Origin of the sequence: Isoptericola croceus, assembly GCF_029382255.1 — a bacterium.
GTDB classification, from domain to species: Bacteria; Actinomycetota; Actinomycetes; order Actinomycetales; family Cellulomonadaceae; genus Isoptericola; species Isoptericola croceus.
The window spans coordinates 544,514-560,929 of sequence record NZ_JARLLG010000001.1; the positions used below are offsets into that span (position 1 = coordinate 544,514).

Here is a 16,416-nt window from a genome sequence, read left to right on the forward strand (position 1 = left end):
AGGACGGGGGCGCGGGAGAAGGTGGTCGCGGCGCTCACAGCGAGATCTCCGGCACGTCGAGGCGACGGCCCTCGGCCGACGACTGCAGGCCGAGCTCGGCGAGCTGCACGCCGCGGGCGGCCGAGAGCAGGTCGAAGCGGTGCTCGCGCCCGGCGACGACGTCGCGCAGGAACTCCTCCCACTGCAGCTTGAAGCCGTTGTCGAGCTCGGCGTTCGCGGGGACGTCCTGCCACTGGTCGCGGAACGGCTCGGTGACGGGCAGGTCCGGGTTCCACACGGGCTTGGGCGTGTGGGCGCGCTGCTGGGCGACGCACTGGCGCAGCCCGGCGACGGCGGAGCCGTGGGTGCCGTCGATCTGGAACTCGACGAGCTCGTCGCGGTAGACGCGCACGGCCCACGAGGAGTTGATCTGCGCCACGACCGGGTCGCCACCGGGGGTCTCGATCTCGAAGATGCCGTACGCGGCGTCGTCGGCGGTGGCGTCGTACTGCTTGCCCTGCTCGTCCCAACGGGTGGGGATGTGCGTGACCGTCTGCGCGTTGACCGTCCGGACCTGGCCGAGGATGCCCTCGAGGACGTAGTTCCAGTGGCAGAACATGTCCGTGGTCATGCCACCGCCGTCCTCCTTGCGGTAGTTCCACGAGGGGCGCTGGGCGGGCTGGACGTCGCCCTCGAACACCCAGTAGCCGAACTCGCCGCGCAGGGACAGGATGCGGCCGAAGAACCCCTCGTCCACGAGGCGGCGGAGCTTGACCAGGCCCGGCAGGTAGAGCTTGTCGTGCACGACGCCGGCGGTCACGCCGGTCTCCTCCCGGAGCTTCGCGAGGTCGATCGCCTCGGTGAGGGTCTCCGCGGTCGGCTTCTCGGTGTAGACGTGCTTGCCGGCCCGCATCGCCTTGGCCAGGGTCTCGGCGCGCAGGTTGGTCATCGCGGCGTCGAACACGATGTCGGTGTCGTCGGCGTGGATCATGCCGTCGAGGTCGGTCGTGTACTCGGCGATGTCGTGCTGCTTCGCGAGGTCGGCGAGCTTGGACTCGTTGCGGCCCACCAGGATCGGCTCGACCTGGACGCGGGTGCCGTCGGCGAGCTCGACACCGCCCTGCTCGCGGATGGGCAGGATCGAGCGCAGCAGGTGCTGGCGGTAGCCCATGCGGCCGGTCACGCCGTTCATGGCGATGCGCAGGGTGCGGGTGGTGCTCACTCGGGGACTCCTTCGTCGGGGCACCGGCTCGGTGCTCGTCGCGTGCTCGCGCTCCGGTCGGAATGCGCTTTCCATGTCCACGGTAAGGTGTCTGCGACGGCGCGTCAAGCAGCCGTCACCCGGCCCGGGCGACGACGACCCGCACCGGGGCCGCAGCGGACGAGGAGGTGCCCGTGGCCCGACCACGGCTGCAGGACGTCGCGAACCATGCCGGGGTCTCCCTGGCGACCGCTTCGCGAGTCCTCAACGGGTCGTCGCGACAGCCCGGCCCCGAGCTCGTCGAGCGCGTGCGTGCCGCTGCCGCCGACCTCGGCTACGTGGTGAACGCGCAGGCCCAGGCGTTGGCCAGGTCACGCACGGGCCTGCTCGGACTGGTCGTGCAGGACATCTCCGACCCGTACTTCTCCACGATCGCGGCCGGCGCGCAGGCTGCGGCCCGCGAGCACGGCCGCATGGTGCTCCTCGCCTCGACCGAACGGGACCCCGACGCGGAGCGGGACGCCGTCGCAGCCTTCGCCGCGCACCGCGTGGACGCCATCGTCGTGGCGGGTACCCGGTGGTCGCCGGAGGAGGACGCGCCCGTGGCCGACGAGCTCGTCGCGTTCGAGGCCGGCGGAGGGCGCGCCGTCGTGGTCGGGCAGCCGCTCGGTCCGGCACAGGTGATCCGTCCGCCGAACGCCGCAGGTGCCGCCGACCTCGCCGCCGCCCTGCACGAGCAGGGCCACCGCCGGTTCGTGCTGCTCAGTGCGCCCGAGCGCGTCGTCACGGCCCAGGAGCGAGCCGGGGCGTTCGCCGACGCCGTCGCCGCCAGCGGGGGAGAGGTGCTCGAGGTCATCGAGCAGCAGTTCTCCCGCGACGGCGGCTACGCGGCCGGTGACCGCGTCGCCGCGATCGCCCGTGAGTCGGCCGACGCCGGGCTCGACGCGCCCTGCGTGTTCGCCGTCACCGACGTCATGGCGATCGGGCTCATCGCGCGGCTGCGGGACCTGGCCGTGGCCGTGCCAGACGACGTCCGCGTCGCCGGGTTCGACGACATCCCCACGCTGCGCGACCACGTGCCGTCGGTCACCACCGTGTCCATCCCTCTGGAGGAGATGGGGCGCCTGGCCGTCGCCGCCGCGGTCGCGGAGGAAGGCGCCGGGGCGGGTGCCGCCGTCGGGCACGAGGTCGTGCTGCGGGAGTCGACCGCGCGCTGACCAGCCTCAGGCTGCGATGCGCAGCCCCGTGCCGCGCACGGCCTGCTCGAGGACCTGGGCGTAGCCGGACAGCATCCGCACGTGGCTGAACCGCTGCCGGGCTGCCGTCAGCGCGCCCCGCAGGTCGCCGCGGCGGGCCGCGGCCTCGATCCACGTCTCGGCGATCTCGTCCGCGTCGAACCCGGTGACGAACCCGATGCCCGCCACCAGCCGGGCGCTGTCACCCACGGGGGTGGTCACCGGGATCGCACCGCACATCGCACCCTCGATGAGGCACAGCGGCGCGGCCTCCCCGAAGGCGGAGGTGAGCGCCACGACGTCGGCCATCGCGTAGACGTGCTCCATGTCGCGCCGCACACCCTGCGGGTGCACCCGTCGCAGCAGGTCGGGACGATCGGCGAACGACTCGTCGAGATCCGCCACGAGCCCGGGGTTGTCCAGTGCCATCCCGGCGCCGCACATCATCACGTGGCCGTGGTCGTCGCGCTCGAGGAACTCCCGCGCCGCCGCGATGAACAGGCGGGGGTTCTTCATGGCGTCGTAGCGGGCCGCGTAGACGACCAGCGTGGCGTCGGCCGGGATGCCCGCCTGGCCCCGCAGGGCCATCCGGCGGGCGCGGCGCAGCGGGTGGAACCGGGTCAGGTCGATGCCGTTGGGCACCACCCGCAGCAGGTGCTCCGGGATGCCAGCCGCGGCGTAGGCCTCCCGGGTCGACTCCGCGCAGCAGACAGCGGCGGCGAGCAGCCCGCTGTCCGCGGCCGCGCGCAGGTCGTCCAGCGCCGTGCCGGAGTGCTCGGGGTCGGAGCGGTGCAGGCACGCGACGACGGGCCGCTGCGGGAAGCCCGCGTGGTTGGCCAGCCGCAGCGGCTGCTCCTTGAGGGACATCACGACGTCGACCCCCGTGGCCTCGCGCGCCGCGATCTCCATCTCGGCGTCGGTGAAGCGGCGGGGGTCGTGGTCACCGTCCGTGGAGCGGCCCAGCGTGGAGATGCGGACCCCGGCGGCACGCAGGGCGCGGAACCGGGGGTCGTCCTCCATGCGTTGCAGCATCGTCTCGCGGCGCACCGCGCTGTGCAGGCTCAGCGCCGAGTGCTGCTGGTGGCCGTGGGCGTGCAACCCCGCGACCACCGTCGAGTGCAGCACCCGGGCGCCGCCGGAGAAGAAGCCCTCGTAGAGGGACAGGACACGCAGCGAACTGTGCTCGAACACGGCGACCACCTCCTGGCACCAGCGTGGGGCCGCGTGATGTGGAGCGAGTGACCTGCGTGTTACGTCCTCATGACACTTTCGGGAGATGTCGTGGGAGGACGACGACGGCGCGAGCGTCTCTGTTCGTCAGGATTCAGCGGCGCGATCCTGACGAACAGAGACGCTCGTGCACGGCGCTCACCGCCGGATGAGCCGGATGTCCCGCTCCGCTTGTGCGGGCGTCGCAGCGCGGCACCCGAGGCTCGTCCAGCGCCGCACGAGCGTGGGCTCCGCACGCAGGAGCCCCCAGCCGCGCCGCAGCAGGGTGGGCAGCGGCTTGCGGGCCTCGGCGACGTCGCGCAGGAGACGGAACCAGAAGGTGACGAGCCGCGGGCGGACCAGGCAGACGGCGTCGGCGAGGAATCCCTCGGCCCGGCACGCGGCGACCAGCTCCGCCGCGAAGACCCCCTCGGCGACGACCAGCGGCTCGTCGCCCGTCTCCACCACGGCGGTACCGGTGCGGCGCGAGCTGGGGATGTCGTAGACGGGCACCTCCGCACGTCCCGTGGTGGCGAGCGCCCGCAGGGCGTCCAGCGCGCCCTCGTGGTCCCAGCTGGCCGGGTCGTCCCAGTCGACGATCCCGTAGGCGTGCGGCATCCCCGGGTGGTCGGCGTCGCGGTAGAAGTCGTCGAGCATCACCACGGGCAGCCCCAGGCGGCGGGTGAGCGCGGACTTGCCGCTGCCCGACGGTCCCGTGAGGAGCACGATCCGCACGGCAGGGCGGCGAGCCTCGGGCGGCACGTCGAAGAGTGCATCGGTCACGGGGAGCCATTCTCCCCGATCCCGAGCGCTACCTCGCGATCTTGTGCGCTACCTCGCGGGGCGGGTCAGGTGACCAGCACGACGTGCAGGGTGCGCGGGCCGTGCACGCCCTCGACCCGGTCGAGCTCGATGTCGCTGGTGGCGCTCGGTCCGGAGATCCACGTCTGCGGGCGCTCGGGGTGCGCCGCCAGGACCCGTACGGCCTCGGGGATCGTCTCGACCACCTGGTCCGCGAGCACCACGCACACGTGCACGTCAGGGACCAGCGAGATCGCGCGGCGTCCCTGGTCGGGCTCGCCGTCGAGCACGATCGTGCCGGTCTCCGAGCACGACACACGGGCAGCGGTCAGCACCGCGCCGATCGCGTCGAGGTCCAGGGCACTGAGCGGCGCGCCAGGGTCGTCCCGGTGCACGACGACGGCGTCACCCGTCGCCCCCAGCCAGGCGTCGTCGAGCCCGGGCGGCACGACGACGGAGCCGGCGTCGGCGAGGATCTCGCCGATCGCCGTGGGCAGGTCGTCCGCCGGCACCTGCCGCACGTGAGCCTTGTAGTCGACCAGCCGGTCGACGAGCTGCGTGAGCACCTGGGCCGAGCCGGGGCCGTGCTCGCCGGCCGCGCGGTACGCCCGGGGCACCGCCACGGCCGCCGGCGCGGTGCCGACCCGTCCGGCCGCCGTCGTGCCCACGCCGGAACCGCCGAGCGCGGCCCGCACCTGGTTCAGCACGTCCTCGCGCGCGCTCATCGCTCGTCCTCCTCGCGGGAAGCCCACCACTGCCGGAAGGTCTCGTCGGGCGGTGCCGGCAGGTCGCGTTCCCGGGTCCACGCCGACACGGGCGGCGGAGCCTTCGAGATCACCCCGTCCCGTCCGCCCAGCCGGTGGCCCAGCGTCGCGGCGCGACCTGCGAGCCCGAACCGGCCGCCGTCGGACATCACCCAGGACGCCGCCTTCATGGCTGCCCGCCAGGGGTCGACCTTGTGCTTGCCGCGGTCGGCGTCCACCTCGCGGGCGCGCAGGTCGACCAGGATGGACGGGATGTCGATCTTGACCGGGCACACGTCGTAGCAGGCGCCGCACAGCGTCGAGGCGTAGGGCAGCGAGGCGTTGACGTCGTCCGCGCCGGAGACACCGCCGGACGCCGCCGTGAGCTGTGGGGTGAGGATCGCGCCGATCGGGCCGGGGTAGACCGAGCCGTAGGCGTGCCCGCCGACCCGCTCGTACACCGGGCACACGTTGAGGCACGCCGAGCAGCGGATGCAGTGCAGCGCTGCCCGTCCCACCTCGTCGGCGAGGACGTCGGTGCGCCCGTTGTCGAGCAGCACGAGGTGGAACTCCTGCGGTCCGTCGCCGGGGGTGACGCCCGTCCACAGCGAGGTGTACGGGTTCATCCGCTCGCCGGTGGAGGATCGCGGCAGGAGCTGCAGGAACACCTCGAGGTCGGTGTAGGTGGGGATCAGCTTCTCGATGCCCATCACCGTCACGAGGGTCTCGGGGAGCGTCAGGCACATGCGGCCGTTGCCCTCGGACTCCACCACGGCCAGGGTCCCGGTGTCCGCCACGCCGAAGTTGGCGCCGCTCACCGCGACCTTGGCCGAGAGGAACTTGCGCCGCAGGTGCGCGCGGGCCGCCATCGCGAGCTCGCGCGGGACGTCGGACAGGTCGGGCGGGGCGTCACCCATCCGGGCCAGGAAGATGTCGCGGATCTCGGCGCGGTTGCGGTGGATCGCCGGCACGAGGATGTGTGAGGGCATGTCGTCGGCGAGCTGGACGATGAGCTCGGCCAGGTCGGTCTCGATCGCGGCGATGCCCTCGTCCGCCAGGTGCTCGTTGAGGCCGATCTCCTGGGTGGCCATCGACTTGACCTTGACGACCTCGTCAGCGCCCTTGGCCTGCGCGATCTCGGTGACGATGCGGTTGGCCTCGGCGGCGTCCCGCGCCCAGTGCACGACGCCGCCGCGCGCGGTGACGTTCTCCTCGAGCTGGGCGAGCAGCTCGGGCAGCTCGGCCATGACGCGCTCCTTGAGCGCCGAGCCGGCGTCGCGCAGGGCCTCCCAGTCGGGCACCTCGCCGACGACGGCGGCGCGCTTGGCCCGGATCGTCGCTGTCGCATGACCCAGGTTCTTGCGCAGCTGGTCGTTCTTCAGGGTGTGCTTGGCCGCCGCCGGGAAGGACTCGCCCCAGCGCAGCGGCTCGTCCGGGTGGGGGACTGGACCCCAGGGCTCGGCGGCGCTCGCGGCCGGGGCGCCGTCGGACGCCGCGCCGCCGTCGGCCGAGCGCCGCCGCAGGCCGGGGAGACCGAGGAACGTGCTCATCGGGCCACCTCCGCCGTGCGGACGTGGGGGAGTGGGGTGGGCGACTCGCGCGTCGAGGCGAGGATCTCCGCGAGGTGCAGGGTGCCGACGCCGGCGCGCTGGCGCGAGAGTCCGCCGCCGATGTGCATGAGGCAGGAGTAGTCGCCGGCGGTGAGGACCGACGCCTCGGTGGCGCGGACGTTGGCCGTCTTGTCCGCGAGCATCGCGCCGGAGGTGTCGGCGTTCTTCAGGGCGAACGTCCCGCCGAACCCGCAGCAGGACTCGGCGCCCGGGAGCTCGACGAGGTCGATGTCCGCCACCGCACGCAGCAGCTGCAGCGGCTTGTCGCCGACGCGCAGCATCCGCAGCGAGTGGCAGGTGGGGTGGTAGGTCACGCGGTGAGGGAACCAGGCGCCCACGTCGGTGACATCGAGGACGTCGACCAGCAGCTCGGACAGCTCGTACGTCTTGGCGCTCACGGCCTCGGCGGTGGTGGCGAGGTCGTCGAGGCCGGCCCGGCGGCAGACCATCGCCTGCTGGTGGCGGATCGACCCGGTGCACGAGCCGGAGGGGACGACGACGGCGTCCCACTCGCCGTCGGCGACCGGGGCGAAGGTCTCGACGTGGTTGCGCACGACGGGGACGGCCTCGTCGAAGTACCCGGTGTTGACGTGCATCTGCCCGCAGCACGCCTGGGCGCGGGGGAAAACGACGTCGTGACCGAGGCGTTCGAGCAGGCGCACGGTGGCGCGCGGCGCGCCGGGGAACATGGTGTCCGCGATGCAGGTCGCGGCCAGGGCGATGCGCACGTCCGACTCCTTCGGCGGGCTGGCTTCCGTGTGGTCCGACCACTGTAGCCCACTCGACGGGTGTGGTCAGACCAAGCGCGGCTAGGATCGGCTCGTGCGCACCCACGAGAAGGTCCTGGCCCGGATCGAGTCCGACCTGGCCGCCGGCCGCTGGGCCCTGGGCGAGCGGCTCCCGGCCGAGCGGGCGCTGGCCGAAGAGCTCGGCGTCTCGCGCCCGTCCGTGCGCGAGGCCATCCGCATCCTCGAGGCGATGGGCATCATCCGTACCGCCGTCGGGTCCGGGCCCGACGCCGGAGCCACCGTCATCGACCGCCCCGCGGCCGGGCTCGGGGCGGCCGTCCGCCTGCACGTCGCCTCCGGGACGCTGCCCGTGCACGACGTCGTGGCGACGCGCGTGGCGCTCGAGACCTGGGCCGTGCGGGAGGCGGCGCTCGCGGCCGGCGCGGACGACGAGGCGGGGCGCCTCGTGCGCGAGATGTCAGCGCCCGGACTGGCGGTGGACGAGTTCGTCCGGCTGGATCAGGACTTCCACCTCACGATCGCGCGGCGGGCCGGCAACCAGCTTGTCGAGGCGATCCTGACCGGCCTGCGCAGCGCCGTCCACGACTACGTGGCGCGCGGGGTCGCCGGGCTGCCCTCCTGGCCGGACACCGCGCGGCGGCTGTGCGCCGAGCACCAGCAGATCCTGGACGCCGTGACGGCGGGCGACGCGGACGGCGCCGAGCGGGCGACGCGCGACCACATCGTGGGGTTCTACCGCGAGACCGGGCTGGCCGGCGGCTGAGCGCCGAGGGACCCGGCACGGCGTGCGGACTCGGCGAAGGAGCCGGTCAGCGGCAGGTCGGGGACCAGCAGCGCCTGGACGGCATGGTAGATGTCCGGCTTGCCGTCCCAGACCTCGCCGGCGGGACGGTCCTCGGCGTCGAGCTCGTGGTGCCACGACCCGCGCTCGGCGTCGACGAAGCGGTCGCGGACCAGCTCCCACCACTGCGCGGCATGGTCCGCATACTCCGCGGAGCCGGTCACGGTGGCCAGGACCTCGGCCGTGGCGACCGCCTCGGCCGCCACCCAGTGGAACCGGCGGCGTTCCACGGGGTCTCCGGCCCAGTCGACCGTGTAGACGAACCCGGTGCCGTCGAAGCCGTCGGCCAGCGCGCGCTCGAAGAGCTGTTGGGCAGCGTCGGTGCGGCGGCCCACCTCGCCGGACGCGACGTCGAGCTGCAGCATGAGCCGTGCCCACTCGAAGCCGTGGCCCGGGGTGGAGCCGTAGGGCTTGAACGGGTCGCGCGGTCGGTCGGCGTTGAACTCGAGGTCCGGCGACCAGCCCACCGTGAAGTGCTCCGGGATCCTCCAGTCGTTCGCCGCTGCCCACGCCGACGTCCGGTCCACGACGGCGGCGGCGCGCTCTCGCCACCGCGGGTCGCCGGTCGCGTCGGAGGCGGCGAGCAGCGCCTCGACGCCGTGCATGTTCGCGTTGATGCCCCGGTAGGGCGCCATGGCGGACCACGTGCGATCCCACTCGTCGGCGAGCATTCCCGGCCCGGCCTCCCAGAAGCGGCGGTCGAGCACCTCGAGCGCCTCGGCGAGCAGGTTCTCGGCGCCGGGGCGCCCTGCCTGGGTCGCCGAGGCGGCGGCGAGCACCACGAACGCGTGGGCGTAGGCGGCCTTGGTGCCGTCGACGGCGTCACCCGGCCCGTACGAGGCGAACCAGCCCCCGTGCTGGGTGTCGCGGAGCGCACCGGTCAGCCCGGCGAGGGCCCGGTCGGCACGCTCGGCGCAGCGGGGGACACCCAGGAGGTCGCCCAGCGCGTAGGTGTGCGCCATCCGTGCGGTGATCCAGGTGTGCACCGGTCGGGTCCCGTCCGGGCGGCCGCTGCCGTCCAGCCAGGCGGCACCGGCGTCCGTCCGCACCGACGGCGTACCGAACTCCAGGAGACGCCGGACCTCGTCGGCGCGCCAGGTGACGGCCGCCGGGCTGCTCGTGGAACCTGCCTCGTCGTGGGGCATCTGCGTCCTCTCCGGGGACGGGCGTCGCCCGTGGGTCCCTTGCGGCTGACGTTCTGACAGCGGTGTCATGCGCCGCGAATATCTCACGCCGGGAGACCGTTCCTCAAGCCGGGCCGCCGTCGTCGACCGGTGGTGGTCGCTCGCCCGATCCACGGACGACCAGCCGTGTGCCGACCGTCCGCCAGCGGGCCGGGAGCGTCGGGTCCGCCGTCCGCCCCAGCGCGAGCAGCGCGGCCTGGTGGCCGATCTCCGCCGCGTCGTAGGCGACGACCGTCACCCCGAGGAGGTCGGCGAGCTCGAAGTCGTCGAACCCGACGAGCGCGGGGACGGTGCGGCCGGCCGCGCGGCGCTCGTGCAGCGCGTGGAGTGCCCCGACGGTGATGCGGTTGTTCATGGTCAGGAGCGCCGTGGGCGGTTCGGGCACGTCGAGCAGGTCGGTCACGGAGCGCTGCGCCGTCGCCGCGTCGTGCGCGCCGTCCCGGACGAGGCGCTCGGCGTCGGCGATGCCGTGGTCGGCCATCGCCCGGACGAAGGCGAGGTGACGCTCCCGGGCCGTCCAGACGCGGGGGTCGTCGCCGACGAGGCCGACGCGTCGGTGCCCGTCGGCGACCAGGTGGTCCACCGCCTGCCGGACCCCGCCGGCGTTGTCGATGACGACGGTGTCCGCGTCGACGCCGGCGGCAGGGCGGTCGACGAGGACGAGGGGGGTGCCTGACGTCAGCTCACGCCCGAGGTAGCCGTGATCGGCGTCCGTCGGTGCGATGACCAGGGCGGCGACCCGCCGGTCGAGGAGGGCCTCGGTGAGCTGCCGTTCGCGGGCGGGATCCTCGTCCGAGCTCGCGGTGATCAGCTGGTAGGCGGAGTCGCGCAGCGCCCGCTCCATGCCACCGGCGATCGAGGCGTAGAAGCGGTTCGCGACGTCGGCGGTGACGAAGCCGACCAGGGGCGTGGTCCCGCCGCGAGCGAGGTCGACCGCCATCGCGTTGCGCCGGAAGCCGAGCGCGACCGCGGCCGCTCGGACCTTCTCCTGCGTGGCCAGCGCCACGTGCGGCTCGTCGTTCAGGACGCGTGAGGCCGTCTTGAGGCTGACGCCGGCAGCCTCTGCGACGGCGGCGAGCGTGGGTCGTCGGTGGATCGCCAATCCTGGTTCCCTCCGTGCGCCCGCTCTCTGACGGTGGGCACACGCTACCGTCTCCGAGACGCGGACGACGCTCGACCTCTGGACATCAGCGACGTGACCGGGCATGATGACGTCGACGCGTTGTTGAATCCATTCATTAAACCCATACAACCCCTCACCGACGAGGGCGCGTCACCGGCTCAGGCCGGGCTCAACGACGAGACGACGAGGTGAACCGTGCAGCAGCCCGACAGGCTCTCACGTGCCGAGCGTGAAAGCGCTTACCGGCACCGTCCGACCCCCCCACCACCGATGCGCGCCCGATCACTCGTGGCAGGCGCGGCCGCAGCAGCCCTCGTGCTGCCGCTCGTACCGAGCGCCGCGACCGCGGACGAGCACGACCCCACGTGGGCACTCGACTTCGGCACCACGACCAGCCCGGTCGCCGAGGGCTACCAGCGGGTGGACGAGACGACGGCGTACACCGAGGAGGCCGGGTTCGGCATCACCTCGGGCGACGTCGCCTCGCGTGACCGCTCCACCGACCAGGACCCGCTCACCGGTGACTTCGTCCTGGCCGCCGCGTGGCAGTTCGTCGCGGACGTGCCGGACGGCACCTACGACGTCGAGGTCTGGGCCGGTGACACGCTCGCCGGTACCTCCAGCGTGCGCACCACCATCGTGCTCGAGGACGGCGACCCGACGCACATCCGCCCCCCCAGGGAGGGCACGACGTCCGAGGTCATCCGCACCGAGGTGACCGACGGTCAGCTCACCGTGGACGTCACCGGTGCCGGCTACGGCTACGTCAACGGCATCCTCGTCACCGAGGTGCCCGACGACGGCTCGGACGACGGCACGGACCCGGGTGACGGGGACGACGACGGCACCACCGACCCGGGCGAGGGCAACGGCACGCCCGGCCCGGCGAACCTGCGTGTCGCCGCCGCGAGCGACGACCAGGTCGTCATGCGCTGGAACGAGGTGGACGGTGCCACGGGCTACGTCCTGACCCGCAGCGACGCCGTCGACGGCGAGTACGCCGAGATCGCGCGCACCGGCGCCCGCGAGGTCTTCTTCGCGGACACCGACGCCGACACCTCGGCCGTCAGCTACTACCGGGTGCACGCGGTCACGGCCGACGGCACCACGGACGCGTCGGCCCCCGCGGTGGGCACGCTGGCGAGCGAGGCCGACTTCCCGGACTCCGGCGTGCTCTCGATCGACCTCGGTCCCGGCGACGTCGCCCAGGGCGCCGTGGCCGTGGACGCGGACACCGCCTACGACGCCGAGAACCGCCTCGGGTTCGTGGACACCTCCGTGGTGACGGCCAGCGACCGTGGCGGTGACGCGCTGCGGGGCGACTTCGTCACGGCCGGCGGCGGCGAGCTCGTCATCGACCTGCCGAATGGTGACTACACCGTGGGTCTGGTCGCCGGCGACGCCGAGTCCGCCACCGAGATCGCCATCACGGCCGAGCAGATGGTCAAGGTCCAGAAGACCGAGAAGGCCGCGGGCGAGTACCTCGAGATGGAGTTCGACGTCGCGCTCGTGGACGGTCAGCTCAACCTGCAGATCTCCGGTGGTGCCGCGAACCTCAACGCGCTGACCATCACGCAGTCGTCCCCGCGGGAGGCCGGTGAGCAGCCGACGGTGTTCGTCACGGGTGACTCGACGGTGCAGTCCTACGACGCGGGCTTCGCCCCGCAGGCCGGCTGGGGCCAGATGATCGAGCGGTACCTGTCCGACGACGTCGTGGTGGACAACCACGCCATCGGCGGCCGGTCCTCGAAGAACTTCATCAGCCAGGGCCGTCTCGACCGGGTGCTCAAGGAGATCCGTCCGGGCGACTACCTGTACGTCCAGTTCGGGCACAACGACAACAGCTACGGCGTCGACGACCGCTGGGCCGGCCCGGGCGACTACTACTACTACCTGCAGACGTTCATCGACGGCGCCGTCCAGCGCGGTGCGCAGCCGATCGTCGTCACGCCGGTCTCCCGCCGGTCCTTCGACGCGGCGACCGGTCAGTTCAACGTCTCCTTCCCGGACTACGTCGAGGCCGCGACCGACGTCGCTGCCGACACCGGCACCCCGCTGGTGGACCTGTCGGCCTCGTCGCGGGCCTACCTGAACGAGATCGGGCCGGAGGAGGCCAAGAGCGTCTTCCTGCACGTCCCGGCCGGGGTCTACCCGAACCGGCCGAACGGCACGACGGACGACACCCACTTCCAGGAGTACGGCGCCATCCAGATGGCCCGCCTGGTCGCGGCGGACACCGCCCGGCTGGACGTGCCGCTCGCTGACCAGGTCGTCGACGCCGACCCGCCCGCCGAGGTCCCGGACGCGCCCGCCGGCGTGGTCGCGAGCAGCATCTCCGCCTCCAGCGTCACGCTGAGCTGGACCGACGTCGAGGGCGCGGACATCTACAAGGTGTTCGCCAAGGCCTCCGACGCCGAGGACTACGAGCTCGTCGCGACCTCGACCGTCGCGCTGGCCAACGTCACCGGCCTCGTCCAGGGCACCAGCTACGACCTGCGCGTCGTGGCCGTCAACGGTCGCGGTGACTCGGCGCCGTCGGCCACGGTGTCGATCACGACCAAGGCGCCGTTGTTCAAGTTCGACATGCAGGTCTCCGGCAACGTCACGAAGGACGGCTACACGGCGTTCGACGAGACGACGCTCTACACCGCCGAGCGGGGCTACGGCTTCACCTCGACGTCCGGTCCCGGCGGCCGTGACCGCGGCACCGGGGACGGGACCATGGATGATCTGCAGCGGGACTTCCTGCTGCCGGGCGCCGGCACGCCGATGCGGTTCGACGTGCCGAACGGCACCTACGCCGTCGAGGTGATCTGGGGCGACCTGATCGGTACGGCACGGCTCGGTACGACGGTCCAGGGCGTCAACTACGGATCCGCGAACGCAGGCCGTGGCAGCACCTCCAGCAAGATCATCCAGCCCGTGGTCGTCACCGACGGGAAGATCGACCTGGTGGCCGACGGCTGGCTCAACGGCCTGGAGATCACGGCGCTGATGTACGCACCGACGAACCTGAGCGCGGGCGACGTGACGATCGACGGCTCGGACGTCTCCGTGCCGCTGTCGTGGGATGCGGCGCAGGACGTCTCCGGGTACCGGGTGTACCGCCTCGCCGAGGGCGCGGTCCGTCCGACGGCGCTCGGTGACGTCACCGATCCGGCGGTGACCGAGTTCGTCGACACCACGGGCGACGTCGGCCTGCGGTACACGTACACGGTCGTCGCGCTCGACGCGGCGGGCAACGAGTCGGTCGCGTCGAACGCGGTCGAGCTCACCACGGTGGACGACTCGGTGACGACCGCGGCGACGCCCGCGGGCCTCGCGGTGTCGGACGTGGCCAAGCACGAGGTCTCGCTCGCCTGGGAGCCCGTCGAGGACGCGCTGTTCTACCACGTGTACCGCGCCGACAAGGCTGGTGACCTGGTGCTCCTCGACCGGGCCGCGGACCCCGCGTACGTGGACACGGACGTGCTCACCACCGTCGGATACACCTACGCGGTCGCGTCGGTGAACGCCGGCGGTGTCTCCGAGCTCTCGGAGACGGTGACCTCCGAGGCAGTGACGAACCTGTCGCGGCAGGTCGAGCGCACCGGCCGCCAGCCGGTCGCTGCGCAGTCCGACGACGGGATCTACGTCGGCTGGGCGATGCTCGGCGACGACCCGGAGGACATCTCCTTCCACGTCTACCGGGACGGCGCGCGCCTCACGGACGAGCCGGTCACGGACTCCACCAACCTGGTGGACGCCGACGGTGACGCGGACTCCACCTACCGGGTCTCCGCCGTCGTCGACGGTGTCGAACGCTGGACGGGCGAGGAGTTCGGCGTCTGGGACGGTCAGACCCTGGACATCCCGATCAACAAGCCGGAGGACGCCTACACCAAGGACGGTCAGCCGTACTCGTACAGTGCGAACGACGTCTCCGTGGGCGACGTCACCGGTGACGGGCAGTTCGAGTACATCGTCAAGTGGAACCCGTCCAACGCGAAGGACAACTCGCACTCCGGCTACACGGGCAACGTCTACCTCGACGCGTACACCCTGTCGGGCGAGCAGCTCTGGCGCATCGACCTGGGTCACAACATCCGGGCCGGGTCGCACTACACCCAGTTCCAGGTGTACGACTACGACGGCGACGGCAAGGCCGAGATGATCGTCAAGACCGCCGACGGCACCGTCGACGGCGTCGGGACGGTCATCGGCGACGCGCGGGCCGACTACCGCAACTCGGGTGGCTACGTGCTCTCCGGGCCGGAGTTCCTCACGGTGTTCGACGGCGCCACCGGGGCCGCGATCGACACGATCGACTACGTGCCGCCGCGCGGCGACGTCGGCTCGTGGGGCGACACCTACGGCAACCGGGTGGACCGCTTCCTCGCGGCCACCGCCTACCTGGACGGAGAGACGCCGTCGGCGATCTTCAGCCGGGGCTACTACACCCGCAGCGTCATCGCGGCGTTCGACTTCGACGGGTCCGAGCTCACCCAGCGGTGGGTCTTCGACTCCGACGAGGCGGGCGACCAGTACCGCGGTCAGGGCAACCACGACATGCAGGTGGCCGACGTCGACGGCGACCAGAAGGACGAGATCATCTTCGGGTCGATGACCCTCGACGACGACGGGACGGTGCTGTACAACACCGGGCTCGGGCACGGCGACGCCCTGCACGTGTCGGACTTCGACCCGTCGCGTCCGGGGCTGGAGCTGTTCGCGGCTCACGAGGACATGGGGGCGTCGGGCAACCGTGGTGGCACGTTCCGTGACGCGGGTACGGGCGAGATCCTGTGGTCCGTCCCGGCGCAGGTCGACACCGGCCGCGCCGCCATGGGTGACATCGACCCCCGGTACGACGGTGCCGAGGGCTGGGCCATCGGTGGTGACGGGGCGTGGGACTCGCCGGTCGGATATCTGATGTCCGCCAGCGGAGAGCTGATCACCGAGAACATCCCGGCGGCGAACTTCCTCACCTGGTGGGACGGTGACCTGCTGCGGGAGATCGGCGACCACGACTACGACCGTGAGGCCGGCGTCGGTGTGCCGACCATCGCCAAGTGGGACTGGGAGAACGAGACCGAGGTCGAACTGTACCGGGCCGAGGGGACGTTCTCGAACAACTCCACGAAGGGGAACTTCTCGCTCCAGGCCGACCTGTTCGGTGACTGGCGCGAGGAGATCATCACCCGCACCGAGGACTCGTCCGCGCTGCGGATCGCGACCACGGTGATCCCGACCGAGCACCGCCTGCGCACGCTCATGTCGGACCCGCAGTACCGGCTCGCCGTGACGTGGCAGAACACCGCGTACAACCAGCCGCCGCACACCTCGTACTACCTGGGTGAGGGCATGGAGGCGCCGGAGGCCCCGCGACTGGCCTACACGTCGGCCGCTGAACCCGGCGACGTCGTCCCGGGTGAGACCGAGCCGGACGAGGCACCGGCCAAGGTCAAGCTCAAGGTCGACGAGGCTGGTCCGGGCGCCGTGAACGCGACGGCGACGGTGCAGGAGGGCGGGCCGGCGACGTCGGCGACGCTCCGCGTCGACGGCGCCACCGTGGCGACTCGCGCGCTGCCCGACGGCGCCATGACGACGGCCTTCGAGGTCGACGGACTCGCCCCGGGCAAGCACACCTTCGAGGTGACGGTGGGTAACGCCCTGGGTGCCGTGACGAGCAAGGAGGTCACGGTCAAGGTCAAGTGATCGACCTGCCCGCCACGGAGTGCCCCTCCCGGTGAGGTAGAGCA

General features: G+C 72.4%; 11 protein-coding genes. 3 read left to right on the top strand and 8 right to left on the bottom strand.

Features of this window, described 5'->3' with window-relative positions; translation table 11 throughout:
* Positions 1 to 34: 34 nt before the first annotated feature.
* Positions 35 to 1,171 carry a Gfo/Idh/MocA family protein gene (locus PZC42_RS02510; protein ID WP_277209262.1) on the bottom strand — a complete coding sequence of 379 codons (1,137 nt, stop codon included), beginning with the start codon at positions 1,169 to 1,171 and terminating at the stop codon, positions 35 to 37.
* Between the two features lie 203 nt (positions 1,172 to 1,374).
* On the opposite strand from PZC42_RS02510, the gene PZC42_RS02515 reads away from it, so the two are divergent.
* Positions 1,375 to 2,397 (top strand): LacI family DNA-binding transcriptional regulator, encoded by a 1,023-nt coding sequence (locus PZC42_RS02515; RefSeq protein ID WP_277208037.1) that lies wholly within the window; start codon positions 1,375 to 1,377, stop codon positions 2,395 to 2,397.
* A gap of 6 nt (positions 2,398 to 2,403) precedes the next feature.
* On the opposite strand, the gene PZC42_RS02520 is transcribed toward PZC42_RS02515, so the two are convergent.
* The 5 genes from PZC42_RS02520 to PZC42_RS02540 form a co-directional block, all read right to left on the bottom strand.
* A complete protein-coding gene (locus PZC42_RS02520; protein WP_277208039.1) occupies positions 2,404 to 3,606 on the bottom strand; it encodes a glycosyltransferase in 1,203 nt (400 codons plus the stop codon).
* A 177-nt stretch (positions 3,607 to 3,783) separates the two neighbouring features.
* Positions 3,784 to 4,407 (bottom strand): uridine kinase family protein, encoded by a 624-nt coding sequence (locus PZC42_RS02525; RefSeq protein WP_277208041.1) that lies wholly within the window; start codon positions 4,405 to 4,407, stop codon positions 3,784 to 3,786.
* 65 nt (positions 4,408 to 4,472) lie between these two features.
* Complete coding sequence (locus tag PZC42_RS02530; protein WP_277208042.1) at positions 4,473 to 5,150, bottom strand: LutC/YkgG family protein; 678 nt, start codon at positions 5,148 to 5,150, stop codon at positions 4,473 to 4,475.
* The gene (locus PZC42_RS02535) at positions 5,147 to 6,718 is read right to left on the bottom strand and encodes a LutB/LldF family L-lactate oxidation iron-sulfur protein (RefSeq protein WP_277208044.1); all 1,572 of its coding nucleotides are present in this window, start codon (positions 6,716 to 6,718) and stop codon (positions 5,147 to 5,149) included. The genes PZC42_RS02530 and PZC42_RS02535 overlap by 4 nt, the downstream gene beginning before the upstream one ends.
* Positions 6,715 to 7,506 carry a (Fe-S)-binding protein gene (locus PZC42_RS02540; RefSeq protein WP_277208046.1) on the bottom strand — a complete coding sequence of 264 codons (792 nt, stop codon included), beginning with the start codon at positions 7,504 to 7,506 and terminating at the stop codon, positions 6,715 to 6,717. The genes PZC42_RS02535 and PZC42_RS02540 overlap by 4 nt, the downstream gene beginning before the upstream one ends.
* Positions 7,507 to 7,600: 94 nt before the next feature.
* Here PZC42_RS02540 and PZC42_RS02545 point away from each other — a divergent pair, with 94 nt between their 5' ends.
* Complete coding sequence (locus PZC42_RS02545; protein WP_277208049.1) at positions 7,601 to 8,290, top strand: FadR/GntR family transcriptional regulator; 690 nt, start codon at positions 7,601 to 7,603, stop codon at positions 8,288 to 8,290.
* Here PZC42_RS02545 and PZC42_RS02550 read toward each other — a convergent pair.
* Both PZC42_RS02550 and PZC42_RS02555 read right to left on the bottom strand, forming a co-directional pair.
* Entirely contained in the window at positions 8,260 to 9,513 is a 1,254-nt protein-coding gene (locus tag PZC42_RS02550) for an AGE family epimerase/isomerase (protein WP_277208050.1), read from the bottom strand. The genes PZC42_RS02545 and PZC42_RS02550 overlap by 31 nt on opposite strands.
* Before the next feature lie 103 nt (positions 9,514 to 9,616).
* A complete protein-coding gene (locus PZC42_RS02555; RefSeq protein WP_277208053.1) occupies positions 9,617 to 10,654 on the bottom strand; it encodes a LacI family DNA-binding transcriptional regulator in 1,038 nt (345 codons plus the stop codon).
* 291 nt (positions 10,655 to 10,945) lie between these two features.
* Here PZC42_RS02555 and PZC42_RS02560 point away from each other — a divergent pair, with 291 nt between their 5' ends.
* Entirely contained in the window at positions 10,946 to 16,372 is a 5,427-nt protein-coding gene (locus tag PZC42_RS02560) for a rhamnogalacturonan lyase family protein (protein ID WP_277208056.1), read from the top strand.
* The last annotated feature ends 44 nt before the right edge of the window (positions 16,373 to 16,416 follow it).